The sequence below is a fragment of the Pseudomonas sp. LA5 genome, assembly GCF_028640825.1.
GTDB lineage: Bacteria > Pseudomonadota > Gammaproteobacteria > Pseudomonadales > Pseudomonadaceae > Chryseomonas > Chryseomonas aestiva.
The window spans coordinates 50,169-74,375 of sequence record NZ_JAQYZY010000033.1 but is presented as its reverse complement, the minus strand read 5'-3'; the positions used below and the strand labels follow the sequence as shown (position 1 = coordinate 74,375).

The 24,207-nt window shown below is 66.2% G+C and carries 25 protein-coding genes; 11 read left to right on the top strand and 14 right to left on the bottom strand.

The window, feature by feature from the left end:
• Positions 1–149: 149 nt before the first annotated feature.
• From PVZ72_RS10790 to PVZ72_RS10760, 7 genes are all read right to left on the bottom strand, one after another.
• On the bottom strand, positions 150–1,595 hold the full coding sequence (locus PVZ72_RS10790; protein WP_273861876.1) for a DUF3426 domain-containing protein: 1,446 nt from the start codon (positions 1,593–1,595) through the stop codon (positions 150–152).
• A gap of 109 nt (positions 1,596–1,704) precedes the next feature.
• Complete coding sequence (prmA, locus tag PVZ72_RS10785; protein WP_158890978.1) at positions 1,705–2,580, bottom strand: 50S ribosomal protein L11 methyltransferase; 876 nt, start codon at positions 2,578–2,580, stop codon at positions 1,705–1,707.
• Positions 2,581–2,818: 238 nt separating this feature from the next.
• On the bottom strand, positions 2,819–4,165 hold the full coding sequence (gene accC / locus PVZ72_RS10780; RefSeq protein WP_187980398.1) for an acetyl-CoA carboxylase biotin carboxylase subunit: 1,347 nt from the start codon (positions 4,163–4,165) through the stop codon (positions 2,819–2,821).
• A gap of 16 nt (positions 4,166–4,181) precedes the next feature.
• On the bottom strand, positions 4,182–4,646 hold the full coding sequence (gene accB / locus PVZ72_RS10775; RefSeq protein ID WP_187980397.1) for an acetyl-CoA carboxylase biotin carboxyl carrier protein: 465 nt from the start codon (positions 4,644–4,646) through the stop codon (positions 4,182–4,184).
• 53 nt (positions 4,647–4,699) lie between these two features.
• Entirely contained in the window at positions 4,700–5,146 is a 447-nt protein-coding gene (gene aroQ / locus PVZ72_RS10770; RefSeq protein WP_017641056.1) for a type II 3-dehydroquinate dehydratase, read from the bottom strand.
• A 116-nt stretch (positions 5,147–5,262) separates the two neighbouring features.
• Positions 5,263–7,026 (bottom strand): protein-disulfide reductase DsbD, encoded by a 1,764-nt coding sequence (gene dsbD / locus PVZ72_RS10765; RefSeq protein WP_187980396.1) that lies wholly within the window; start codon positions 7,024–7,026, stop codon positions 5,263–5,265.
• A gap of 56 nt (positions 7,027–7,082) precedes the next feature.
• Positions 7,083–8,696 (bottom strand): response regulator, encoded by a 1,614-nt coding sequence (locus PVZ72_RS10760; RefSeq protein WP_187980395.1) that lies wholly within the window; start codon positions 8,694–8,696, stop codon positions 7,083–7,085.
• A 268-nt stretch (positions 8,697–8,964) separates the two neighbouring features.
• On the opposite strand from PVZ72_RS10760, the gene PVZ72_RS10755 reads away from it, so the two are divergent.
• The 7 genes from PVZ72_RS10755 to PVZ72_RS10725 all read left to right on the top strand — a co-directional run bounded on the left by PVZ72_RS10755 (position 8,965) and on the right by PVZ72_RS10725 (position 14,554).
• Entirely contained in the window at positions 8,965–9,981 is a 1,017-nt protein-coding gene (locus PVZ72_RS10755; protein WP_133861522.1) for a DUF2333 family protein, read from the top strand.
• A complete protein-coding gene (locus PVZ72_RS10750; RefSeq protein ID WP_187980394.1) occupies positions 9,981–10,532 on the top strand; it encodes an NUDIX hydrolase in 552 nt (183 codons plus the stop codon). The genes PVZ72_RS10755 and PVZ72_RS10750 overlap by 1 nt, the downstream gene beginning before the upstream one ends.
• Before the next feature lie 143 nt (positions 10,533–10,675).
• Positions 10,676–11,020, top strand: a complete 345-nt coding sequence (locus PVZ72_RS10745) for a translation initiation factor Sui1 (protein ID WP_187980393.1) — start codon at positions 10,676–10,678, stop codon at positions 11,018–11,020.
• Positions 11,021–11,106: 86 nt separating this feature from the next.
• Entirely contained in the window at positions 11,107–13,020 is a 1,914-nt protein-coding gene (speA, locus tag PVZ72_RS10740) for an arginine decarboxylase (protein WP_187980392.1), read from the top strand.
• A 207-nt stretch (positions 13,021–13,227) separates the two neighbouring features.
• Positions 13,228–13,482, top strand: coding sequence for a hypothetical protein (locus PVZ72_RS10735; RefSeq protein WP_133861518.1), 255 nt, complete (start codon positions 13,228–13,230; stop codon positions 13,480–13,482).
• Entirely contained in the window at positions 13,479–14,042 is a 564-nt protein-coding gene (locus PVZ72_RS10730; RefSeq protein WP_133861517.1) for a lipocalin family protein, read from the top strand. The genes PVZ72_RS10735 and PVZ72_RS10730 overlap by 4 nt, the downstream gene beginning before the upstream one ends.
• Before the next feature lie 17 nt (positions 14,043–14,059).
• The gene (locus tag PVZ72_RS10725) at positions 14,060–14,554 is read left to right on the top strand and encodes a YbhB/YbcL family Raf kinase inhibitor-like protein (protein WP_252977208.1); all 495 of its coding nucleotides are present in this window, start codon (positions 14,060–14,062) and stop codon (positions 14,552–14,554) included.
• 17 nt (positions 14,555–14,571) lie between these two features.
• On the opposite strand, the gene PVZ72_RS10720 is transcribed toward PVZ72_RS10725, so the two are convergent.
• On the bottom strand, positions 14,572–15,375 hold the full coding sequence (locus PVZ72_RS10720) for a hypothetical protein (protein ID WP_273861875.1): 804 nt from the start codon (positions 15,373–15,375) through the stop codon (positions 14,572–14,574).
• A 131-nt stretch (positions 15,376–15,506) separates the two neighbouring features.
• Here PVZ72_RS10720 and pip point away from each other — a divergent pair, with 131 nt between their 5' ends.
• The 4 genes from pip (at position 15,507) to mdoH (ending at position 21,230) form a co-directional block, all read left to right on the top strand.
• Entirely contained in the window at positions 15,507–16,472 is a 966-nt protein-coding gene (pip, locus tag PVZ72_RS10715) for a prolyl aminopeptidase (protein WP_133861514.1), read from the top strand.
• Positions 16,469–16,906, top strand: coding sequence for a D-aminoacyl-tRNA deacylase (gene dtd / locus PVZ72_RS10710; protein ID WP_187980389.1), 438 nt, complete (start codon positions 16,469–16,471; stop codon positions 16,904–16,906). Before pip ends, dtd begins: the two co-directional genes overlap by 4 nt.
• A gap of 228 nt (positions 16,907–17,134) precedes the next feature.
• Positions 17,135–18,640, top strand: coding sequence for a glucan biosynthesis protein G (locus PVZ72_RS10705; protein WP_273861917.1), 1,506 nt, complete (start codon positions 17,135–17,137; stop codon positions 18,638–18,640).
• Positions 18,633–21,230 carry a glucans biosynthesis glucosyltransferase MdoH gene (mdoH, locus tag PVZ72_RS10700; protein ID WP_187980388.1) on the top strand — a complete coding sequence of 866 codons (2,598 nt, stop codon included), beginning with the start codon at positions 18,633–18,635 and terminating at the stop codon, positions 21,228–21,230. The genes PVZ72_RS10705 and mdoH overlap by 8 nt, the downstream gene beginning before the upstream one ends.
• A 70-nt stretch (positions 21,231–21,300) precedes the next feature.
• Here the strand turns inward: mdoH and PVZ72_RS10695 are convergent, their stop codons facing one another.
• From PVZ72_RS10695 to hisI, 6 genes are read right to left on the bottom strand one after another with little or no spacing between them, the layout of a single operon-like run.
• Positions 21,301–22,011 carry a 16S rRNA (uracil(1498)-N(3))-methyltransferase gene (locus tag PVZ72_RS10695; RefSeq protein WP_187980387.1) on the bottom strand — a complete coding sequence of 237 codons (711 nt, stop codon included), beginning with the start codon at positions 22,009–22,011 and terminating at the stop codon, positions 21,301–21,303.
• Positions 22,008–22,805 carry a twin-arginine translocase subunit TatC gene (gene tatC, locus PVZ72_RS10690; protein WP_187980386.1) on the bottom strand — a complete coding sequence of 266 codons (798 nt, stop codon included), beginning with the start codon at positions 22,803–22,805 and terminating at the stop codon, positions 22,008–22,010. The genes PVZ72_RS10695 and tatC overlap by 4 nt, the downstream gene beginning before the upstream one ends.
• Positions 22,802–23,158, bottom strand: coding sequence for a Sec-independent protein translocase protein TatB (tatB, locus tag PVZ72_RS10685; RefSeq protein WP_187980385.1), 357 nt, complete (start codon positions 23,156–23,158; stop codon positions 22,802–22,804). Before tatB ends, tatC begins: the two co-directional genes overlap by 4 nt.
• A gap of 9 nt (positions 23,159–23,167) precedes the next feature.
• Positions 23,168–23,434 (bottom strand): twin-arginine translocase TatA/TatE family subunit, encoded by a 267-nt coding sequence (locus tag PVZ72_RS10680; RefSeq protein ID WP_059230854.1) that lies wholly within the window; start codon positions 23,432–23,434, stop codon positions 23,168–23,170.
• A 27-nt stretch (positions 23,435–23,461) separates the two neighbouring features.
• Positions 23,462–23,794 carry a phosphoribosyl-ATP diphosphatase gene (locus tag PVZ72_RS10675; protein ID WP_007161606.1) on the bottom strand — a complete coding sequence of 111 codons (333 nt, stop codon included), beginning with the start codon at positions 23,792–23,794 and terminating at the stop codon, positions 23,462–23,464.
• Positions 23,787–24,188: a phosphoribosyl-AMP cyclohydrolase gene (hisI, locus tag PVZ72_RS10670; RefSeq protein WP_133861506.1), complete on the bottom strand. Its 402-nt coding sequence runs from the start codon at positions 24,186–24,188 to the stop codon at positions 23,787–23,789. The genes PVZ72_RS10675 and hisI overlap by 8 nt, the downstream gene beginning before the upstream one ends.
• Between the last annotated feature and the right edge of the window lie 19 nt (positions 24,189–24,207).

The window sequence follows — 24,207 nt, the reverse complement described above, 5'->3', positions numbered from 1 at the left end:
TTCCCTGGCGAATAGGCGCCTGTTCCGCCTGCGCCGGAAACCGGCCGCGGACAGGGGCTGCTGTGCTTGAAAAGGGTTGGGAATGATACCCGCTCACCGCCTCCGGATAAAGCGCGAGTTGGCTAGTTTATGAGCAATTCCCCCTGGAGCTACTCTGGCGAGAAGAAGCTCAGGCTGTAATTCACGGCTCGCGGGCCGGGGTCGAGAATGTCCAGGGCGATATGGATCGGCGTCTGCGGCGGCATCTCGTCCTGGCCTTTCAGTTCGCCATTCAGGTATTCGCCCGGCTTGAAGCGGCGGCTGGCGAGCAGTTGGCCATTGAGGTCGGCGAAGCGCAATTCCAGCAGCGGGAAGGGCTGCGAGAAGGGTGCCCGGTTGTAGAGAATGGCATCGACGCGCAGCGCCCCGGAAAACTGCGGGTGGCTGCGCACCACCAGGTTGCTGCTGCGGATCTGCTGCACATCGACCTTGGACGGCACCTTGCAGCCGAGGCTGGCACAGGCCTGGACGAACAGCGGGCGATAGCTGTCCTGCCGCGCCAGTTCGTCGAAGTGGTAATAGACGTACTGGCCGGCCAGGCCGAGCAGTGCTAGCAGGCAGAGCAGGATCCACAGCAGGCGGCGACCCCAGCGCGGGCGCTGCGGGTGGCTGTCCAGCTGCAGCGGTTCGTCGTGCAGGTCCAGCAGCGGATCGTCCTGCCATTCCGGCTCGCTGCGCAGGCCGCTCGCGGCCTTGGCCGGCGGCGGCTCGTCGTCGCTGTCGCGAGCGGCGCTGAGGGATTCGGCAGCCGGCTCCTGCCAGTCGTCGAGGCGGCCCAGGCCGGGTTCGGCGCGTTCGTCGTCGTCGGCCTCGACCCGGCCGAGCGCGGGCTCCTGGCGTTCGGCCGGCGCGGCGGTGAGGGGCGCGGGCGGCGTGGCCGGGGCGGGCTTCAGCGGGGCGCGCACGGCCGCGAGCGGAGCCACCGGCGCTACGGCAGGCAAGGGGCTGATGGCGGGCTCGGTCTCGGGCACCGGTGCGTAGGCCGGCTCGGGCTCGGGCTCGAGTTGCGGTTCCGGCTCGGCGGCGGTAAGGGACAGGGGCTCGGACTCAGGCTCCGCCTCGGGCGCGGCCCGCAGTCGCAGCGACTCCGGCTCGGGTTCGCGCTCGGCGGAGACGGCGCCGAGCGACGGCAGCTCGTAGGCATCTTCGTCGTCTTGGGGGCGACGGGCAGCCAGCCCCAGGGCCGGTGCCGGCTCTTCCTGCGGCGTGGTCATGGCGGGCGGTGCGGCCAAGGCGGCAGGCGCCATGGGAGCGACCGGCGTGCGGCGCTGTTCTTCCAGGGCGCCCAGGCGGGCGACCTCGGCGTCCAGCTCCAGGTGGCTCAGGTCCAGTTCGTCATGGGGCCAGGCCGCTTCGCTGGGCGTGGGCGCCGGCGCGGCCACGGGTGGCGCGGGCGCGGGTTCAGGGGCCGTCAGGGGCGCGGCCTGGTTGCTGGCGTTGAACACTTCCAGGCAGACGCCACAGCGTACGTCGCCATCCGCGGCGGCCAGGTGTTCCTGGGTGACACGGAAGCGGGTATGGCAATGCGGACACTGGGCGACGAGGGATTCGGTCATGGCGAGGCGACAGCCAGGGAGTGAAGCGCGCTAGTGTACCCGAAGGCCCTGGCGAAAGAAGGGCCTCCACCGGGCCGCCGGGTGAGCGGACCGGTGGCGCCGCTGCGCATCAGCGGCGGCGGGTCCCGCTGATGCGCACCCAACCGTCGAGGGTGGCGGTGGGTTCCAGGTCGAAGCAGCCGGCGTAGGCGGCGCGGACGTCCTCGGCCTGCTCGGCGAGGATGCCGGAGAGGGCCAGGCGACCGCCGATGCGGGTCAGGCGGGTGATCTGCTCGGCCAGGCCGACCAGCGGACCGGCGAGGATGTTGGCCACCACCACGTCGGCCTGCTCGCCTGGCAGATCGGCGGGCAGGTACAGCGGAAAGCGGGCCGGATCGATGCCGTTGCGGTTGGCGTTCTCGCGCGAGGCTTCGAGGGCCTGGACGTCGATGTCGGTGCCCACGGCGCGCTCGGCGCCCAGCAGCAGGGCGGCGATGGCGAGGATGCCCGAGCCGCAGCCGAAATCCAGCACCTGCCGGCCGGCGACCGGTTCGCCGTCCAGCCACTGCAGGCACAGCGAGGTGGTGGGATGGGTGCCGGTGCCAAAGGCCAGGCCCGGATCCAGCAGCAGATTGACCGCTTCGGGTTCCGGGGCCTCGTGCCAGCTGGGGACGATCCACAGCCGCTGGCCGAAGCGCATCGGCTGGAAGTTGTCCATCCAGCTGCGTTCCCACTCCTGGTCTTCCAGGCGCTCCACCTCGTAGGTCAGGCCGTTGGCCAGCAGTTGCACGCGCTGTTCCAGGGCGGCGGCGTCGGTATCGCCTTCGAACAGCGCCAGCAGGTGGGTCTGGGACCACAGCGGGGTGGTGCCGAGATCCGGTTCGAAGATCGGCTGGTCCTCGGCGTCCATGAAGGTCACCGAGACGGCGCCCAGTTCGAGCATGAGGTCTTCGTAGGTTTCCGCCTGGGCGGGCGTGAGGGCGAGGCGGACTTGCAGCCAGGACATGGTGGGCTACCTGAATCGGGTCAAAGCGGGGAGGGTAAATGAAAACGGGCTGCCCGAGGGCAGCCCGTTTGCTAGGTAAGAAGCCGACGGGGCGAGCGAGCCAGGTCAGGCAAGGCGGAAATCGCCGAGGAGGCCATTCTCCCTAGGGTAAATGGGCATTCCGACGGGGCCGCCCAGGCCGGGCTGGCGATCCAGGCGATTTCCAACGCAGCCTGGCCGACGCGCAGCCGTCACGTCCTTAGTGGCGCATGCCGAGCTTCTTCTCCAGATAGTGGATGTTCACCGCGCCCTGGCCGAAGGCCTGGTCGCGGGTCAGCATCCGATGCAGATCGGCGTTGGTCTTGATGCCGTCGACGATCAGCTCGTCCAGGGCGTTGCGCATCCGGGCCATGGCCTCTTCGCGGGTCTTGCCCCAGGTGATCAGCTTGGCGATCAGCGAATCGTAGTTCGGCGGAACCTTGTAGCCGCTGTACAGGTGCGAATCCACCCGTACGCCGTTGCCGCCCGGTGCATGGTAGTGCTTGACCAGGCCCGGGGAGGGCATGAAGGTCTTGGGGTCTTCGGCGTTGATCCGGCACTCGATGGCGTGGCCGGTGATCTTGATGTCTTCCTGCTTGATCGACAGCGGGTTGCCAGCGGCGATGCTGAGCATCTCCTTGACGATGTCGACGCCAGTGATCATCTCGGTCACCGGATGCTCCACCTGCACGCGGGTGTTCATCTCGATGAAGTAGAAGCGGCCGTCTTCGTAGAGGAACTCGAAGGTGCCGGCGCCCCGGTAGCCAATGTCGATGCAGGCCTTGACGCAGCGCGCCAGGACCTCTTCGCGGGCCTTCTCGTCGATCTGGGGCGCAGGCGCCTCCTCGATGACCTTCTGGTGCCGGCGCTGCAGCGAGCAATCGCGGTCGTAGAGATGCACGGCATTGCCCTGGCCATCGGAGAGCACCTGGACTTCCACGTGACGCGGATTGCCGAGGAACTTCTCCATGTAGACCATGGAATTGCCAAAGGCGGCGCCGGCTTCGGTCTGGGTCAGCTTGATCGACTTGATCAGCTCGGCCTCGTCCTCGACCACGCGCATGCCGCGACCACCACCGCCACCGGCGGCCTTGATGATCACCGGATAGCCGACTTCGCGGCCGATGCGCAGGCACTCGGCCTCGTCATCCGGCAGGGCGCCGTCGGAACCCGGTACGGTGGGCACGCCGGCCTGCTTCATGGCGTTCTTGGCGGACACCTTGTCGCCCATCAGGCGAATCACGTCGGCGGTGGGGCCGACGAAGGCGAATCCGGACTGCTCCACCTGCTCGGCGAAGTCGGCGTTCTCGGCGAGAAAGCCGTAGCCGGGGTGGATGGCGGTGGCGCCGGTGACTTCCGCGGCACTGATGATGGCCGGGATGTTCAGGTAGGACAGGGGCGAGGGGGCCGGGCCGATGCACACCGATTCGTCGGCGAGGGACAGATGCATCAGTTCGCGGTCGGCGGTGGAATGAACCGCCACCGTCTTGATGCCCAGCTCCTTGCAGGCACGCACCACGCGCAGGGCGATTTCCCCGCGGTTGGCGATCAGGACTTTTTCCAGCATCGTGGGCTCCACGGGCTTAGACAATGGTGAACAGCGGCTGGTCGAATTCGACGGGCTGACCGTTCTCGACCAGCACCTGGCCAATGGTGCCGCTGGCTTCGGCTTCGATGTGGTTCATCATCTTCATGGCTTCGACGATGCACAGGATGTCGCCTTTCTTCACCTGCTGGCCGACTTCGACGAAGGCCGGAGTGGTGGGCGAGGACGCGCGGTAGAAGGTGCCGACCATGGGCGAGCGAGCCACGTTACCGGTCAGTTGCGGAGCGGCGGCTTCGGTAGCCGGCGCAGCAGCGGCCGGAGCGGCAGCCGGGGCCGGCGCGGCGACCGGCGCGGGAGCGGCGGCGTAGACGGTCTGCATGCCCTGGTTGCGGCCGGTGTTGCGGCTGATGCGGACGGACTCTTCGCCTTCGCGGATTTCCAGCTCGTCGATACCGGACTCTTCCAGCAACTCGATCAGTTTCTTGACTTTACGGATGTCCATTGGCGTTGGCTCTCCCCTCGGGTTCAGGTGATGTTTTGGATATTGGGTCGCGCTCAGCCGCGTGCGGCGAGCTGTTCGCAGGCGGCTTCCAGCGCCAGGCGATAGCCACTGGCGCCGAGCCCGCAGATGACACCGACCGCCACATCGGAAAAATAGGAGTGGTGGCGGAAGGCTTCGCGCTTGTGCACGTTCGACAGGTGCACTTCGATGAATGGGATGCTCACCGCGAGCAAGGCGTCACGTAGGGCGACACTGGTATGGGTGAAGGCAGCCGGATTGATCAGGATGAAATCCACCCCTTCGTCGCGCGCGGCGTGGATGCGTTCGATCAGCAGGTGTTCGGCGTTGCTCTGCAGCGACTGCAGACGATGCCCCGCCGCGGTGGCGCGGGCTTCGAGGTCGGCGTTGATCTGGGCCAGGGTGGTGGCACCGTAGACGCCCGGTTCGCGGGTACCCAGCAGATTCAGGTTGGGCCCGTGCAGTACCAGCAGATGCGCCATAGCCACTTGCCTCGCGATTTCGCAACCAGATTGGCCGCGGACTATGCCGCAACCGGAGGTGACTGTCCAGTCGCTAGACGTTTGCCGGAAATGCCCGCACGTTGGGCGAAATTCTTTTAATCACTGGTGATAAGCCTTTTTGCTTCGTCGAGTCGGGCGAGAAAGCCCGCAGCATCGATTTCGCCGACGATGCGCGCCTTGGCCTGCTCCTGGCCGCTGGCATCGTAGAACAGGATCGCCGGCGGGCCGAACAGGCCGTGCTGCTCCAGCCACTGGCGCTGTTCCCGGGTGCTTTGCGTCATATCGAAACGGATCAGCGTGAAGTCGCGCAATTGCGCCTGGATCTCAGGATTGCCGAAGACCTCGCGCTCGATCAGCTTGCAGCTGATGCACCAGTCGGCATAGACGTCCACCAGCAGGGGTCGCCCGCTGCCGAGGCTGCTCGCCAGGGCGGTGGGATCGCTCAGGCTGCGCATGACCTCCGCGCGGGCAGCCACGGCGGGTGCCGCGGCGTCGCCCAGCGGTCGTAGGGGATCGCTGGCGCCGCGCAGGGCGCCGATGCCGGCGGCCGCGCCGTAGACCACCAGGGCCAGGCCCGCCAGTTGTGACAGGCGCTGGCGGGGCGGCTTGGGGACAAATTCCAGGGCGCCGAGGAACAGCCCGACCCCGGCGGCCAGCAGGCCCCAGGCCGCCAGCGCCAGGGGGCCCGGAAGGAGTCGCTCAAGCAGCCACAGGGCTACCGCCAGCAGCAGTACGCCGAACGCATTGCGCATGCCCACCAGCCAGGCGCCGCTGCGTGGCAGCAGGGCGCCGCCGCCGGCGGCGATGAGGATCAGCGGGGCGCCCATGCCCAGGCCCAGGGCGAACAGTGCCAGGCCGCCGCCGAGCCAGTCGGCGGTGCTGCTGATATAGAGCAGGAGGCCCGCCAGGGGCGCCGAGACGCAGGGCGAGACGATCAGGCTGGAGAGCACGCCGAGGGTAGCCGCGCCGCCCAGGGAGCCGCCGCGGGTACCGTTGGCGAGCTGTTCCAGGCGCTCGCGCAGGGCCGCCGGCAGGCGCAGTTCGAAGAGGCCGAACATCGCCAGGGCGAACAGCGCGAACAGCGCGGCGAAGGGAATCAGTACCCAGGCCGACTGCAATTGCGCCTGCAGGTTGAGACTGGCGCCAAAGACGCCCATGAGTGCGCCCAGGGCGGCGAAGCTCAGCGCCATGGGCACCACGTAGGCCAGCGCCAGCAGCAGGCCACGGCCCGGGCGCGCCTTGCCGGCCAGGACCACCGCCGAGACGATGGGCAGCATCGGCAGGACGCAGGGGGTGAAGGTCAGTCCCAGGCCGGCGAGGAAGGCCAGCAGGATTCTGTTCCACCCCACCTGGTCAGGGGGCGGGGCGGCGACCGCCGGGCTCGCCGCGGAGGCGGCCGCGGGGCCGGCGATAGTCAGGGTGCGGGTTTCCGGCGGATAGCAGAGGCCGCGATCGGCGCAGCCCTGGTAGGTCACCTGGATCCGGCCGCCGCGGTCGGGCGCGAGGGGCAGGGGGATGTCGACGCCGGCGTGATAGACCTGGACGTCGCCGAACCATTCGTCGTGCTTGGGCTCGCCAGGTGGCAGGGCCACCGGCGCGGTCAGCAGGCCGGGGTCGGCGTCGAAGGCGAAGCGCTGCCGATAGAGGTAATAACCCTCGGCGATGATGAAGCGCACCTGGGGGCGGCCCTCGGCGTCGCGACGCTGCTCCAGGCGAAAGGCCTGGTCCACCGGCAGGAATTGCTGACTGGGACGCTGACCGTCCAGGCCCAATGCGGCCGTCGGGCGCGGCGCATCGAACAGGCCGGCGGCGGCGGGCAGGGTCAGCAGCAGGGTGAGCAGGAACAGCAGGACACGCATGGGCTTCTCGGCGATCGGCAGCGGCCGATCATAGCAGAGGCATCCGGTTGGTCTGGCTAGACGTACTGGCGCACGCAATTGCGTCCCGCATGCTTGGCGGCATAGAGGGCTTCGTCCGCCTGCTTGGCCAGCGTGGGCATCTCCTGTCCGGGCTGCAGTTGCGCCACGCCGGCACTGAAGGTGCAGCTGAGTTCCTTGGGCGGCGCCGGATAGTGGATCTCGGCGAAGCGCTGGCGGATCTCGTCGATCAGGCGAGTGGCGGTGGCCAGGTCGGTATCGGGCAGCACGATGGCGAATTCCTCGCCGCCATAGCGGCCGATATGGTCGGACTTGCGCAGGCGCTGCTTGAGGAACAGCGCCAGGCTCTTGATCACCCGATCGCCCATGGGGTGGCCGTAGTGGTCGTTGACCTGCTTGAAGTGGTCGATGTCCAGCATGGCGAAGGTGATCGGCCGCTGGCTGCGCCGCGCGCGGAAGCAGGCGTCTTCGAGCAGCTGCAGGGTGTGGGTGTGGTTGTACAGGCCGGTGAGGCTGTCCTGGACGATGCGCGCCTGCAGGCTGCGCGCCCGGGCGGCGCGGGTGCGCACCGTGGCGATCAGGTGGCGTGGCTTGATCGGCTTGGTGAGGAAGTCGTCGCCGCCCTCGCTCATGGCGTCCAGCTGCTTGTCGAGGTCGTCCTCGGCCGACAGATAGATGATGGGCACGCTGACATAGCGTTCGTGCTGACGGATGACCTTGGCCAGCTCGGTGCCGGTGCACTCTGGCATGTACATGTCGAGGATGATCAGGTCGGGCACGAATTCGGCCAGGTGCGCCATCACCGCGCCGGGCTGCATCAGGGTGCGGGTGACGATCCCGGCGCTGTTGAGCGCCATTTCCGTGGCCATGGCCTGGGCGCGAGAGTCGTCTACCACCAGGGCGCGGATCGGGTCGTAGTAGACGGTGCGGGTGAGGGTCTCGATCTTTTCCAGCAGCCGCGCCGAATCCAGGGTGCCGGTGTAGAACTCCTGACCGCCGGCGCGCACCGCGGCCAGGCGGAAGGGGGTGTCGGCTTCCTGGTGGCTGTAGAACAGTACCGGCAGCTTGCGCTCCAGACCGCTCTGGGCCTCCAGCGCCAGCTGGATGCCGGCGCCCGCGCCGCCGAAGTCCACGTCCATGACGATGACCGCCGGGTGACGGTTGTCCATCATCGCGCGGAAGTCGTCGGCGCCATGGATGATCTGGATGGTGACGCCGAAGTATTCCATCTGCTGCGCCAGCCGCTCGGCGCGCTCGCTGTCGAGCAGGGCGATGTAGATCGGCTTGCGCAGCGGCGGCAGGCTGGTGGTCTCCAGCTGGTCGCCCTGGCGCAGCCCGGTGCGCGACAGGCTCTGCATGGCCTGGCTGAGTTCGGTGATGGCCTGGCTGTTGAGGCGACCGCGATTGGCGGTGACCTGGGCCAGGGAGGCACCGATGGCCTCGGCGAGTTCGGCATGGCCCTGCTGCTCGAAGCGCTTGGCATATTGCAGCAGGCGCGCGTTGGCGTCGGTCAGCTCGACCAGGCTGCCGGCCGTCCACTCGTCTCGCTGCAGCCGTTGCCAGATCTCCAGCATCTGGCGCGACTGGTGGATGACCCGTTGCGCGAAGTGCAGCTTGAGGCGGTCCCGGCTCGGATCATCTGGTTCGCTCACGAATTGTTCCGTCATTCTTGAGGTGGTGGCCCTATGCTACCAATTGCTGGCTGGCAGGGGAGAGGCGGTACCCTGGTTAGCGGCGGCTATGCCGCTCGCATGGACACTGTCGGTCGCTTCTGGAGTAGCGTCCGTCGCCTGTTACCCTAGTCTCGAAGGCGGCTGTCCAGATGCGTCGTGCCCGCACTGCCGGCGATGGCGGCGCAACCGGCGTCGCCGGCGGGGGTCCAAGCGCCAACATCTTTGAAATCATTGCAAGGAATTGCCCATGCGGGAGTGGAACTTGAGGTCGGGATGGCTCCGGCTGGTGGCAGTGCTGATCGCGCTCTACCTTCTGGTCACCCTGGCGATAGGCTGGTACTGGAGTCGCGAACCGGATTTCTTCCCGGTGCAGCAGCATGCCCAGGAGGCGGCCACGGCCAGTGGTCGCAAGCTGGTGCTCGGCTACACCACGGTCGAGACCCTCAAGCAGGTGGCCGGCACCCTGCTGGACAAGCCGGGCGGCTATCTCTCCAACGACATCTTCCCGCCGGGCCTCTGGCTCGACGACATGCCGTCCTGGGAATACGGCGTGCTGGTGCAGACCCGCGATCTGGCGCGCGCCCTGCGCAAGGACTTCGCCCGTTCCCAGTCGCAGTCCACCGAGGACGTCGACCTGGCCCAGGCCGAGCCGCGCTTCAACTTCGACAACCACAGCTGGGCCATGCCCTCGTCGGAGTCGGAATACCGCGCCGGCATCGCTTCCCTGGATCGCTACCTGGCGCGCCTGGGTGGCCAGAATGCCCAGGGCCAGCCCACCGCCTACTTCTATTCGCGCTCGGACAACCTGCGCAACTGGCTGGGTGACGTCGAGACCCGCCTGGGTTCGCTGTCCCAGCGGCTGTCCGCCAGCGTCGGCCGGGTACGCCTGGACGCCGAGGTACGGCCGAACCAGGACATTCCCGCCGGCCAGGTGCCGGAAGTGCACGAGCAGCGCGTCGAGACGCCCTGGCTGCAGATCGACAACGTCTTCTACGAGGCCCGCGGTCAGGCCTGGGCGCTGTCGCACATCCTGCGCGCCATCGAGGTGGACTTCGCCGACACCCTGGCCAAGAAGAACGCCACGGTCAACGTCCGCGAGATCATCCGCGAACTTGAGGCGGCGCAGCAGCCGGTCTGGAGTCCGATGATCCTCAACGGCAGCGGCTTCGGCATCCTGGCCAACCATTCGCTGGTGATCGCCAACTACATCTCCCGCGCCAACGCCGCGATCATCGACCTGCGCCAGTTGCTGGAACAGGGCTGATGACGCCGGACGCTCGCGAAGCGGCGCATCGCGCCGCCTCCGACCGGGAGCTGGTGGTGTGGGTCGATCGCGACGACCGCATCCAGGGTGAGGTGCCACGGGCGGAATTGCGTGCCCGCGGCCTGATCGGTCGCTGCACCTTCATCCTGCTGTTCAATGACCGCGGCGAACTCTGCGTGCACCGGCGCACCCTGAGCAAGGCGCTCTACCCGGGCTACTGGGACGTGGCCGCCGGCGGCATGGTGGCGCCGGGCGAGAGCTATGCGCAGTCGGCGGCCCGGGAGCTGGCCGAGGAACTGGGGGGCAGCGGCGTCCCCCTGCGCGAGCACGGCACCTTCTATTTCGAGGAGCCGGGCAATCGCCTCTGGGGCGGCGTGTTCAGCGCCCACTGGAACGGCCCGCTGCGGCTGCAGCCGGAAGAGGTACTGGAGGCCCGCTTCCTGGCTCCGGCGGCGATTCTCGCCGAGGCTCGTCAGCAGCCCTATTGCCCGGATTCGCTGGAGGCCCTGCGCCTGGTCATCAGCCGGGCAGATGTCGCATCCCTGCCTTAATTTCTCGCATTCGCGCCTTAGCATCCGTGGGCGATGCTGCTACATTGCGCGGCCCCGGACCAGCGCGGCCCGTGCCGGCCGGCGCTGTATCCAAGGTTTCCTCCAGGCGCCCGGCGTCTGAACCAGACTGGGAGGACCGTCCCTTGAGCAAGAAAACCTCGTCGCTGGCGGATCTCAGCCGGCTGGTGTACTCCACCGACGTCGGCCGCATTCGCCCGGAAGAACCCCCGGCACCGGTCCCGACCGGCGACGGCATCGCCCGGGTCCGGCGCGAGACCAAGGGCCGTGGCGGCAAGACGGTGACCACGGTCAGCGGCGTCCCCCTGGACGAGGAAGCACTCAAGGACCTGGCCAGCGCGCTCAAGCGCCGCTGCGGCACCGGCGGGGCGCTCAAGGATGGCGTCATCGAGATCCAGGGCGACCATGTCGACCTGCTGCTCGGCGAACTCGAAAAACGCGGCTTCAAGACCAGGCGGTCGGGCGGCTAGGCCAGGCCTTCCAACCTCCGCGTACAACTTACCGCCCCTGGCGGCGGTCCATCCAAAGCAAGATTCCCTACAGGAGATTCCCGCGAATGTCCCCACGACGCACGCGCAAAGATGACGGCAGCCAGTGGACCGTGGCGGACAGCCGCAGCGTCTATGGTATTCGCCACTGGGGTGCCGGCTACTTCGCCATCAGCGATGCCGGCAACGTCGAAGTCCGCCCCCATGGCCCGGACGGCCAGCCGATCGACCTCCATGTGCTGGTCGGCCAGCTGCGCGAAGCGGGGCTGTCGCTGCCGCTGCTGGTGCGTTTCCCCGACATTCTCCAGGGCCAGGTGCGCCACCTGACCGGTGCCTTCGATCGCAACATCGAGCGCCTCGACTACCAGGGCCGCTACACCGCCCTCTATCCGATCAAGGTCAACCAGCAGGAAGCGGTGGTGGAAAACATCATCGCCACCCGCGACGTCTCCATCGGTCTGGAAGCCGGTTCCAAGCCGGAGCTGATGGCGGTGCTGGCGCTGGCGCCCAAGGGCGGCACCATCGTCTGCAACGGCTACAAGGACCGCGAATTCATTCGCCTGGCGCTGATGGGCCAGAAACTGGGCCACAATGTCTTCATCGTCATCGAGAAGGAGTCCGAGGTCCCGCTGGTGATCGAGGAGGCGGCCGAGCTCAAGGTCACGCCCCAGGTCGGCCTGCGGGTGCGGCTGTCGTCCCTGGCGTCGAGCAAATGGGCCGACACCGGTGGCGAGAAGTCCAAATTCGGTCTCTCCGCTGCCCAGTTGCTGTCGGTGATCGAGCGCTTCCGCGCCGCCGGCCTGGAGCAAGGCGTGCGCCTGCTGCATTTCCACATGGGTTCGCAGATCGCCAACCTGGCCGACTATCGCCAGGGTTTCCGCGAAGCCATCCGCTACTATGCCGAGCTGCGCGCCCTGGGCCTTCCGCTGGATCACATCGATGTCGGTGGCGGTCTGGGCGTGGACTACGACGGCACCCATTCGCGCAACGCCAGCTCGATCAACTACGACATGGACGACTACGCCGGTACCGTGGTCGGCATGCTCAAGGAATTCTGCGACCAGCAGGAATTGCCGCATCCGAACATCTTCTCGGAAAGTGGCCGCGCCATGACCGCGCACCACGCCATGCTGGTGATGCAGGTCACCGACGTCGAGCGCCACAACGACAGCGTGCCGGCCAGCGAACGCTTCGAAGGCAAGGCCGAGGTGGTGCAGTGGCTGGCCGAACTGCTGGGCGACACCGATCCGGAAATGGTCACCGAGACCTACTGGCGCGCCACCCAGTACGTCAGCGAAGCCGCCGCCCAGTACGCCTCCGGCACCCTGAGCCTGAGCGACAAGGCGCTGGCCGAGCAGTGCTACTTCGCCATCTGTCGCCGCCTCTACAACCAGCTCAAGGCACGCCAGCGCTCTCATCGCCAGGTGCTCGACGAGCTCAACGACAAGCTGGCCGACAAGTACATCTGCAACTTCTCGGTGTTCCAGAGCCTGCCCGATACCTGGGCCATCGACCAGATCCTGCCCATCGTCCCCCTGACCCGCCTGGACGAGGAGCCGGTGCGCCGTGCCGTGCTGCAGGACCTGACCTGCGACTCGGACGGCAAGATCAAGCAGTACGTCGACGAGCAGAGCATCGAGACCAGCCTGCCGGTGCACGAGGTGCGCGAAGGCGAGGACTATCTGCTGGCGGTGTTCCTGGTGGGCGCCTATCAGGAGATCCTCGGCGACATGCACAACCTGTTCGGTGACACCGACTCGGTGAACGTCTACCAGGACGCCGACGGCAGCGTGCGCCACGGCGGCATCGAGACCCACGACACCATCGAGGACATGCTCAGGTACGTGCACCTCTCGCCCGAGGAACTGATGACCTACTACCGCGACAAGGTCGCCAGCGCGCGCCTCACCGCGCGCGAACGCACCCAGTTCCTCGACGCCATGCGCCTGGGCCTGACCCGTTCCTCCTATCTCGCCAGCTAAGAAGCCGCTCACGATCTGCTGCGCGTCGGCCAAGCGGCGTTGAAAATGCCTTCGAAATGCTCATTTACTATCTGTAAATTCCGCTTTCTCCGGCATTTTCGTCTTGCTTGGCTCTAGCTCGCGAGATCGTGAACAGCTTCTGACGAAGCGAACCCTGGCGGCGGGGCGGGCTCTATAGCCTTGCCGTCAGGATGAGAGGAGGCAGTTATGAAGGGGCGCATGGCGCTGTTGTTGGTGGGCGGTCTGCTGCTGGCCGGCTGCGGCAAGGTCAATCAGGAAAACTATTCCCGGCTCAAGGCCGGCCAGACCAAGGCCGAGGTGGAGCAGGTCCTGGGTGCACCCACGGAATGCGCGGGCGCCCTGGGCGTCACCACCTGTACTTGGGGCGATCGCGGCTCCTTCATCAGCGTGCAGTATCTCAACGACAAGGTGGCGATGTTCGCCGGGCAGGGTCTGCGATGAAAACCTCTACCAAGATTCTACTGCTGGCGGGCGCCGCCGGACTGCTAGCGGCCTGCGCCAGCGGTCCGCGCGAGGTCCCGCCGCTCACCGCGGGCAATGTCGATCTGCAGCGTTACCAGGGCCAATGGTACGAGGTCGCGCGGCTGCCGATGTTCTTCCAGCGCAAGTGCGCCCAGTCCGACGCCAACTATCACGTCATGGCCGATGGCTCGGTGGCCGTGTTCAATCGCTGCCGCACCCTGGACGGCAAGGTCCAGGAAGCCACGGGTACCGCCACCCCGATCAAGCCGGGCGTGACCGATCGCCTGGAAGTGCGTTTCGACACCTGGTTCAGTGGCGTGCTGCCCAATGTGGCCAAGGGACCCTACTGGATCCTCTATGTCGATGACGACTACAAGACCGCCCTGGTCGGCAGCCCGGATCGCAAGTACCTCTGGTTGCTGGCGCGCAAGCCCGAGATTTCCTCGGCGCAGAGCGAGAAGCTGCTGCGTATCGCCCGCGAGAAAGGCTACAACCTCAATCGTCTGGTCTGGCGCGAGACCGACGCCCACATGCCCTAGGCCTCAGGAGCACCCCCGTGAAACTCTGGACCGACGCCTTTTCCGATAACGCCTTCATGCCCAAGCGCCACGAATTCGACGTGGCCGATTTCGGCGCCCACGGAGAGAACATCTCGCCCGCCTTGCAGTGGGCCGATCTACCCGCCGATACCAAGAGCCTCGCGCTGACCGTTTACGATCCCGATGCCCCTACCGGTAGCGGTTTCTGGCACTGGGTGGTGGTCAACATCCCGGTCGGCACCCGGGGTCTGGCGGAAGACGCCGGTCGCGCCGATGGTTCGGGCCTGCCCGCAGGTGCGCTGCAGCTGATCAACGACTACGGCACCCGTGGCTTTGGTGGCGCGGCGCCGCCCAAGGGCGACAAGCCGCACCGCTATATCTTCCAGTTGCATGCGCTCAAGGTTGATCAGCTGCCGGTGCCAGCGGACGCCACCAATGCGGTCGGCCGCTTCATGATCCACCTCAACCAGCTGGCTTCGGCCACCTACACCGGTCTCTACGAGATCAAGTGAGGCAGCGGGCGGACGGGCTAGAACTCGTCCGTCGAGATCGCCAGGCGGATGCCTGCCGCACGCATCTCGGCCAGGAACGCCTCGCCCTGGGCTTCGAAGCCCGGCACCGAATGACTGCAGTCGGTGAGCAGCACCAGGTCCTGGCACCGCTCCCGCGGCCAGTATTCCAGCAGATCGCGCAGGGTACTGGCCACGCAGTGTGACAGCGCCTCGCCCGCCACCAGCAGGGTGTCGGCGGACTGCAACCGGGCGATCAGTCCGGCGTCCACTGCAGTGCCCGGGTCCGCCAGATCCAGGACCTCGGCGCGCAGGGCCGAATAATGTTCGGTGTGGGGATTGCCGCCCTTGGCGATGAATTCCACCAGGCGTCCCTGCTGCCGTCCCCAGCCATTGAGCGCCTGGTGCACATCCTGTTGTACGCCATGGCCCCAGCCACCCACCAGGCAGTGCTCCGGCCAGATCACCAGGCGATAGCGACCCCCGGCCTCCAGGGCCTGCACATAGGCCAGCGCACGGGTGTGCTCGGCCGGATCGCGGGTCTGCCAGCGACCGCTGGCCACGTCGTCCGCGCTGATCTGGGTAAAGGGCGCCGGCGGCCCGCCCCGGGCATCCTGCCAGCCGTGCGGGTGGGCGATGTGCAGCGGCTGGTGGGAATCCAGGGTCACCCGGACCGCGGTGAGTCGGGCACCCAGGCGTTCGATCAGGGCGGCGACACGCTGCAGCCCTGCCACTGCGCCGGGCACTGGCAGGGCTGCCCCCGGCAGGTCGCAGAAATCGTTTTGCGGATCGATCAGCAGCAAGTGCAGCTTGGCATGGGGCATGGCGATCTCCTTGGTGACGGGCTGTCGATGGTGCGGGCGCCGCTGGACGCGAGGCAAGCCCGGGCAGCGTGGAAACCCGGTAAGGTGCAGGTCTATGATGAAGGGGCCGACCCTGCCCCGCGGAGCGCGACATGCTGAATCTGTACCCGGAAATCAAGCCTTACGCCCGCCACGAGCTGGCCGTCGAAGCCCCCCATGTGCTCTATGCCGACGAAAGTGGCTCGCCGGATGGTCTGCCGGTGCTGTTCATCCATGGCGGACCCGGCTCCGGATGCGATCGCCTGAGCCGGCGCTTCTTCGATCCCAATCTCTATCGCATTGTCACCTTCGATCAGCGCGGCTGTGGTCGCTCCACCCCCTATGCCAGCCTGGAGAACAACACCACCTGGCACCTGGTCGAGGACATCGAGCGCTTGCGCGAGCACCTGGGCATCGAGCAGTGGGTACTGTTCGGCGGCTCTTGGGGCTCCACCCTGGCCCTGGCCTATGCCCAGCGCCATCCCGAGCGGGTCAAGGCCATGGTCCTGCGCGGCATCTTTCTCTGTCGCCCGGTGGATCTGCACTGGTTCTACCAGGAGGGCGCGAGCCGACTCTTTCCCGATTTCTGGCAGGACTATCTGCATCCCATCGCTGAGGAAGAACGCGGCAATCTCATTCAGGCCTACTATCGCCGCCTGACCGGCCCGGATGAACTGGCGCAGATGTCCGCCGCCCGCGCCTGGTCCTGCTGGGAGGGCCGTACGGTCACCCTGAGGCCCAATCCCGACGTGCTGGAGAAATTCAGCGAGCATGCCCTGGCCATTGCCCGTATCGAGTGCCACTACTTCATCAACGCTGCCTTTCTCGAACCCGACCAGCTCTTGCGCGACATGCCCAGGATCGCCCATATACCGGCGGTAATCGTGCACGGCCGCTACGACATGGTCTGCCCCCTGGACAATGCCTGGGCCCTGCACCACGCCTGGCCAGGCAGCGAATTGCAGATCATCCGCGACGCCGGTCATGCGGCCAGCGAGCCCGGTATCTGCGACGCCCTGGTGCGGGCGACCGACCAGATCGCCCGTGAACTGCTCGATCTGCCCCAGGAGGCCGAGTGAAGGCGCTGCTGCAAAGGGTCATCAGCGCCAGCGTCGAGGTGGAGGGAGAGACGGTCGGCGCCATAGGCCCGGGGCTGCTGGTCTTTGTCGGCATCGAACCCGCGGATGACGAAGCGGCCTGTGCTCGGATGCTCAAGCGGCTGCTGGAATACCGGGTATTCGCCGACGGCGAACAGCGCATGAATCTGTCCCTGCAGGATGTCGGCGGCGGTCTGCTGCTGGTCTCCCAGTTCACCCTCGCTGCCGATACCCGCAGCGGGCGGCGGCCGAGCTTTTCCACCGCCGCGCCTCCGGCCCAGGGCGAACGGCTGTTCGGTCACCTGGTGGGCCTCGCCCGTGATCTCCAGCCCGAGGTCCAGACCGGGCGTTTCGGTGCGGACATGCAGGTTTCCCTGGTCAACGACGGACCGGTGACATTTTTATTGTCGATTTAGTGAGGGCGCCCCTTACAGCGCCCTGCCAAGTGTCTATGATTGCGCAGTTCGAGTTTGAACGGTCGTCCAACTGGGGAATCATTGACCCCCGAGGGAGTCGGACCACTGCCTATCCGTTTCGCGACTACCCGTCGCCAAACGTATTCGTACGCTGATTTAGGAGGCTGCGTGTTATCTCATTCCAAAGTTAAGCCGGGCAAGCAGGGCTTCGCCCTTGTCGGGCTCTCCATCGCACTGGGCCTGTTCAGTGCCCAGGCCCTGGCCTTCAGCCTGGACGACGTGGCCGCCAAGGCCAAAGAGCTCTCCGGCCAGAAGTTCGTCGCGCCCAAGAGCAACCTGCCCGCATCCTTCAGCGGCATGAAGTATGCCGACTATCAGCAGATCACCTTCAATCAGGACAAGGCCTACTGGAAGGACGCCAAGACGCCCTTCCGGCTGAATTTCTATCACGAGGGCATGCACTACAGCGTGCCGGTGAAGATCAACGAGGTCACCGCCAACAACGTCGAAGAGATCAAATACGATCCCTCGATGTTCAACTTCGGCAATCTGCAGATCGATCAGGCCCAGCTCAAGGATCTCGGCTTCGCCGGATTCAAGGTGCTCTATCCGCTGAACAAGGCGGACAAGCATGACGAGCTGATGACCATGCTCGGCGCCAGCTATTTCCGCGTGATCGGCAAGAACCAGGTCTATGGCCTGTCCGCCCGTGGTCTGGCCATCGACACCGCCCTGCCGTCCGGCGAGGAGTTCCCGCGCTTCACCGAGTTCTGGGTCGAACAACCCCAGTCGGATCGTCGCAACCTGGTGATCTATGCACTGCTCGATTCGCCGCGGGCCACCGGTGCCTATCGCTTCGTGCTGACGCCTGGCAAGGACAGCACCGTCGACGTCGAAGCCAAGGTGTTCCTGCGCGACAACGTCAACAAGCTCGGCATCGCGCCGCTGACCAGCATGTACCTGTTCGGTCCCAACCAGCCGAGCGCCCAGGTCAACTATCGTCCGGCCCTGCACGACTCCAATGGCCTGGCGATCCACGCCGGCAACGGCGAGTGGCTGTGGCGTCCGCTGAACAACCCGCGTCGGCTCTCGGTCAGCACCTACACCATCGAGAATCCGCGCGGTTTCGGTCTGCTGCAGCGCGGTCACGAGTTCTACAAGTACCAGGACCTGGACGAGCGCTACGACAAGCGTCCCAGTGGCTGGGTCGAGCCCAAGGGCGACTGGGGCAAGGGTCATGTCGAACTGGTGGAAATCCCCACCCCGGACGAGACCAACGACAACATCGTGGCCTTCTGGACGCCGGACACCCTGCCGGAGAAGGGCCAGCCGATCGATGTCAGCTATCGCCTGCACTTCACCACCGACGAACCCAACCTGCACACCAAGGACCTGGCCTGGGTCGCTCAGACGCGCCTGTCCACCGGCGATGTGCGGCAGTCCAACCTGGTCCGTCAGACCGATGGCAGCCTGGCCTACATCATCGATTTCGAAGGGCCGAATCTCGACGATCTGCCCGAGGATTCGCAGGTCGGCTCCCAGGTCAGCCTGGACGCCAACGGTGAGCTGGTCGAGAACTCTGTGCGCTACAACCCGGTTACCAAGGGCTATCGCCTGACCTTGAGACTCAAGGTCAAGGATCAGACCAAGCCGGTGGAAATGCGCGCCAACCTCGCCCAGGGTGACAAACCGCTCAGCGAAACCTGGACTTACCAGCTACCTGCCAATGAATAACACCACCCGCGATACCTCGGTCGCCGCCACTGGCGACTACCTCGAACACCTGCCGTTGCCCACCGGGCAGCGGCAGGCGCTGGACCAGACGACCGATGTCGAGTCGCTGCATCGGCAACTGGCCGGTGCCCGCGGCGAGGGCGCCCAGGGCGCCGACGCGGTGATCGCCTCCACCGAGGCGCGTCTGGCCGCCGGTTGGGACGAGACGCTGGACGACGGCGAGCTGCTGGGCAGTGATGCCCAGGGGCGTGTCTTCATCAAGGCCACCCCGCCCATGACCCGCTCCATGATGGTGCCCGATCCCTGGCGCACCAATCCCGTGGCGCGGAGCTGGAAGCGTCTGCTCGGCCGCAAGGACCACAGTCGCTGGCAGCCCGATCCCGAAGCCGATGCCCATGCGCACTGGCGCAAGGTGGGTTCCTTCCGGCGCTTCATCCTGCTCATCCTGATGCTGGTGCAGACCGGTATCGCCACCTGGTACATGAAGGCCGTGCTGCCCTATCAGGGCTGGGCGCTGGTCGATCTCAGCGAGGTCTACCGCCAGGGCTGGGGCGAGTCCATCCGCCAGGTGCTGCCCTATGTGGTGCAGACCAGCATCCTGTTGCTCTTCGCCCTGCTGTTCTGCTGGGTCTCCGCCGGTTTCTGGACCGCCCTGATGGGCTTCTGGCAACTGCTCAGCGGACGTGACAAGTACAGCATCTCGGCCAGCTCCACCGGCACCGAGCCGATCGATCCCCAGTCGCGTACCGCCCTGGTGATGCCCATCGCCAACGAAGACGTGCCGCGGGTCTTTGCCGGTCTGCGCGCGACCTACGAGTCGGTCCGCGCCAGCGGCGAGCTGGAGCACTTCGATTTCTTCATCCTCAGCGACAGCAACGACCCCGACAAATGCGTGGCCGAAGAGAAGGCCTGGCTGGAGCTGTGCCGCGAGGTCGGCGGCTTCGGACACATCTTCTATCGCCGCCGCCGCCGTCGGGTGAAGCGCAAGAGCGGCAACATCGACGACTTCTGCCGTCGCTGGGGCAGCCAGTACAAGTACATGGTAGTGCTCGACGCCGACAGCGTGATGAGTGGCGAATGCCTGTCCAGCCTGGTCCGGCTGATGGAAGCCAATCCCCGTGCCGGCATCATCCAGACCGCGCCCAAGGCGTCCGGCATGGATACCCTGTACGCGCGTCTGCAGCAGTTCGCCACCCGGGTGTACGGACCGCTGTTCACCGCCGGTCTGCACTTCTGGCAACTCGGTGAATCCCACTACTGGGGCCACAACGCCATCATCCGGGTCAAGCCGTTCATCGACCATTGCGCCCTGGCTCCGCTGCCGGGCACGGGTTCGTTCGCCGGTGCGATTCTCTCCCACGACTTCGTCGAAGCCGCCCTGATGCGGCGCTCCGGCTGGGGCGTGTGGATCGCCTACGACCTGCCGGGTAGCTACGAAGAACTGCCGCCCAACCTGCTGGACGAACTCAAGCGTGACCGCCGCTGGTGCCATGGCAACCTGATGAACTTCCGGCTGTTCCTGGTCAAGGGCATGCACCCGGTGCATCGTGCGGTGTTCCTCACCGGGGTGATGTCCTATCTGTCGGCGCCGCTGTGGTTCCTCTTCCTGGTGCTGTCCACGGCGCTGCTGGCGATCCACAAGTTGCTGGAGCCCCAGTACTTCTTCCAGCCCCGCCAGCTGTTTCCGGTCTGGCCCCAGTGGCATCCGGAGCAGGCCATAGCCCTGTTCTCCACCACCTTGATCCTACTGTTCCTGCCCAAGCTGCTCAGCGTGGTGCTGATCATCGCCAAGGGCGCGAAGGAATTCGGCGGTGGGTTGCGGCTGTTCCTCTCCATGATGCTGGAGATGCTCTTCTCGGTGCTGCTGGCACCGGTACGGATGCTCTTCCACACGGTGTTCGTGACGGCCGCCTTCCTCGGCTGGTCGGTGCAGTGGAATTCGCCCCAGCGGGACGACAACGACACGCCCTGGAGCGAAGCCTTCCGCCGCCATGGTTCGCAGATGCTGCTCGGCCTGATCTGGACCGCCGGCGTGGCCTGGCTGGACCCGCGCTTCCTCTGGTGGCTGTCGCCCATCGTGGTGTCGCTGATCCTGTCGGCGCCGGTGTCGGTGATCTCCAGTCGGACCAACCTAGGGCTGGGCAGTCGTCGTCATCATCTGTTCCTGATCCCGGAAGAGTACGCACCGCCGCGCGAACTGGTGGCGACCGACGAGTACCTGCACCTGAACAACCGCAACGCCCTGACCAAGGGCTTCCTGCGCGCCACTGTCGATCCGGTGCTCAATGCCCTGGCCATCGGCATGGCCCGCGGTCGCCATGGCAAGGTGGTGGAGCCGGCCCGTCGGCTGCGCGAAGAGCGGGTGGCGCGGGTCCTGGCCGCCGGTCCCGAGAAGACCAAGGGCGACGACCAGTGGCGTCTGCTCAGCGATCCGGATGGCATGGCGCAACTGCACCTGCAGGTCTGGAAGGCCGAAGAGCACCGCAATTGGCGAGAAGCCTATGCCACCCTGCGGCCACGCTCCCACAGCGATTCCGCTGCGGATGCCCCAGCCAGTCCGGCCAGCATGATCCCGCGGCCCGCCTCCTGAGGAGGCGCTCCGCCCACGAAAAAGCCCCGGTGTCGCAGGACACCGGGGCTTTTTCTTGTACGTGATCCGGCTAGAACAGACGGGCGAGGAGGGCGGGTACCGCGTTCTCGACGCGCAGGATGCGTTCACCGAGCTGCACGGGCGCCAGGCCCGCTTCCTGCAGCTTCTCGACCTCGTAGGGTATCCAGCCACCCTCGGGCCCGATCGCCAGCGTCACGGGCTCTTCGAGGGCACGAGGGCAGGCGGGATAGCTGCCCGGATGCCCGACCAGGCCACGGGTGCCGGCGGCGAGTGCGGGCAGGCGATCCTCGACGAAGGGCTTGAATCTCTTTTCGATCAAAACCTCCGGCAGCACAGTGTCCCGGGCCTGCTCCAGCCCGAGACGCAGTTGCTCCTCGATGGCCTCGGGCGCCAGGAACGGCGTCTGCCAGAAGCTCTTTTCCACGCGATAGCTGTTGAGCAGTACCAGTCGCGCGACGCCCATGGCGGATACGGTCTGCAACACCCGGCGCAGCATCTTGGGGCGGGGCAGGGCCAGCAGCAGGGTGAGCGGGAGCTTGGCCGGCGGCGGCTGATCGAGGGTGACGATCAGGCAGGCCTGGCCGGCATCGAGGGATTCGATGTGGCCGGTACCCATCAGGCCGTTCAGCAGGCCAACGCGCATCCGGTCGCCGGCGGCCGCCTGGTGGACCTCGCGCAGATGGGCGAGACGGCGCGGATCGCGCAGCACGACCCGGTCAGCGGCCGTGAAGTCGGCCGCCTCGAGCAGGATCAGATTCACGGGCGTTCGGCGGGCGGCTGGACGTCGGGACTGGCATCTTCGTCGCTGAGCGGGCGCTCGCGCTTCTGCACGAAGCGACCGAACAGCAGGCCGATCTCGAACAGCAGCCACATGGGTACGGCCAGCATGGTCTGGGAGAAGACATCCGGCGGGGTCAGGATCATGCCGACCACGAAGCAGCCGATGATGACGTAGGGGCGGATCTTCTTCAGGTAGGCGACGTCGACCACGCCGATCCAGATCAGCAGCACGGTGGCCACCGGAATCTCGAAGGCCACGCCAAAGGCGAAGAACAGCGTCAGGATGAAGTCCAGGTAGGCATTCAGATCCGGCATCATCACAGCGCCTTCCGGCGTGATGCTGCTGAAGAAGTGGAAGATGATCGGGAACACCAGGAAGTAGGCGAAGGCCATGCCGGTGTAGAACAGCACGATGCTGGAGATCAACAGCGGGATGGCGACCTTCTTCTCGTGACGATAAAGACCCGGCGCGATGAAGCCCCAGACCTGGTGCAGGATCACCGGCATGGCGATGAACAGCGACACCACCAGGGTCAGCTTGAAGGGTGCGAGGAACGGCGAGGTGACGTCCGTGGAGATCATGGTCGCGCCTTCGGGAAGGACGCGGCGGATCGGCTCGGAAGCGAAGGCATAGATCTTCTGGGCGAAGTAGAACAGGCCGAGGAAGATCAGAAAGGTCGCCAGCACGCATCTGAGGATACGGGTGCGCAATTCGGTGAGGTGCGAGACCAGGGGCATTTCCTGGTCATCGTGTTCGGAGGGCTTGTCGCTCATGGTGCTCTTGGCGGCGTCTGGGGCGGATCCTGCGGGCGTTCGGCAACCACGTCCTGGGGCATGGGCGGAGCAGCGGCGGCGGGCGGTGTCTGGACTTCCGGCGTGGAAGCGGCAGGCTTGGGCCGGTTGTCGCGCTGTTCCACGGACAGGATATGCTCGTTGCGCAATTGCTGGCGAATTTCGTCAGCACCGATCTCGCGCTCCACTTCCTGGCGGATGCTGTTGAAGCTGCGCCTCAGGCGACCGATCCACAGCCCCGCGGTGCGTGCGGCACCCGGCAGGCGTTCCGGGCCCAGCACCAGCAGGGCGACGAACCCCACCAGCATCATTTCGGGAAAGCTGATTCCGAACATGGCGGGGCCTTAGTCCTTGCGTACCACCGGCTCTTCGACCTTGCGGTGCTCGGCGTCGAAGGTCTGGGGGCGATTCAGGGGAGCATTCGGGTTGGCCGTGCTGGTGGTAGGCGTCGGCTGTTCGGCCTTGTCGTCCTCGTCGGTGTGCATGGCCTTGCGAAAGCCCTTGATGGCCTCGCCCACGTCGGAGCCCAGATGCTTCAGGCGTTTGGTGCCAAAGACGATCACCACGACGAGCAGGATGACGATCCAGTGTTTCCAGTCGAAGATACCCATGGTCTTTCCTCGTTGCGAAGCTTGGGGTCAGGATTGAGTGCGGGCGGCCTTTTCGGCGTGCCCGGAGAGGCCGAAACGACGATCCAGTTCGTCCAGCACGGCCTGGGGATGCTGGCCGAGGGCCGAGAGCATGATCAGGCTGTGGAACCAGAGGTCGGCGGTCTCGTAGATGACGTCGTCGTACTGCTGGCTGATGGCGGCGTCTTTCGCCGCGAGAATGGTCTCGACGCTTTCTTCGCCGACCTTTTCCAGGATCTTGTTCAGGCCCTTGTGATAGAGGCTGGCCACATAGGAGGAATCCGGGGCGGCCTGCTTGCGTTCTTCCAGTACCTGCGCCAGACGCGCCAGGGTGTCAGTCATGGCCGTGCCCTCCGGCATAGATGGCTTGGGGATCCTTGACCACCGGGTCGACGGTCGTCCACTCGCCATCGCGCAGCACGCGATAGAAGCAGCTCTCCCGACCGGTGTGGCAGGCGATGCCGCCAAGTTGCTCCACCTGCAGCACCACCACGTCGGCGTCGCAATCCAGGCGCAGTTCGATGACGCGCTGTACGTGACCGGACTCCTCGCCCTTGCGCCACAGGCGGTTGCGCGAGCGCGACCAGTAGACCGCACGGCCTTCGGCGGCGGTCAGGGCCAGGGATTCGCGGTTCATCCAGGCCATCATCAGGATGCGCCCCGAGGTGGGGTCCTGGGCGATAGCCGGTACCAGGCCGTCGCTGTTCCAGTGGATCTCGTCTAACCAGTCGCTCATGAGTCTGTTCAATACTACG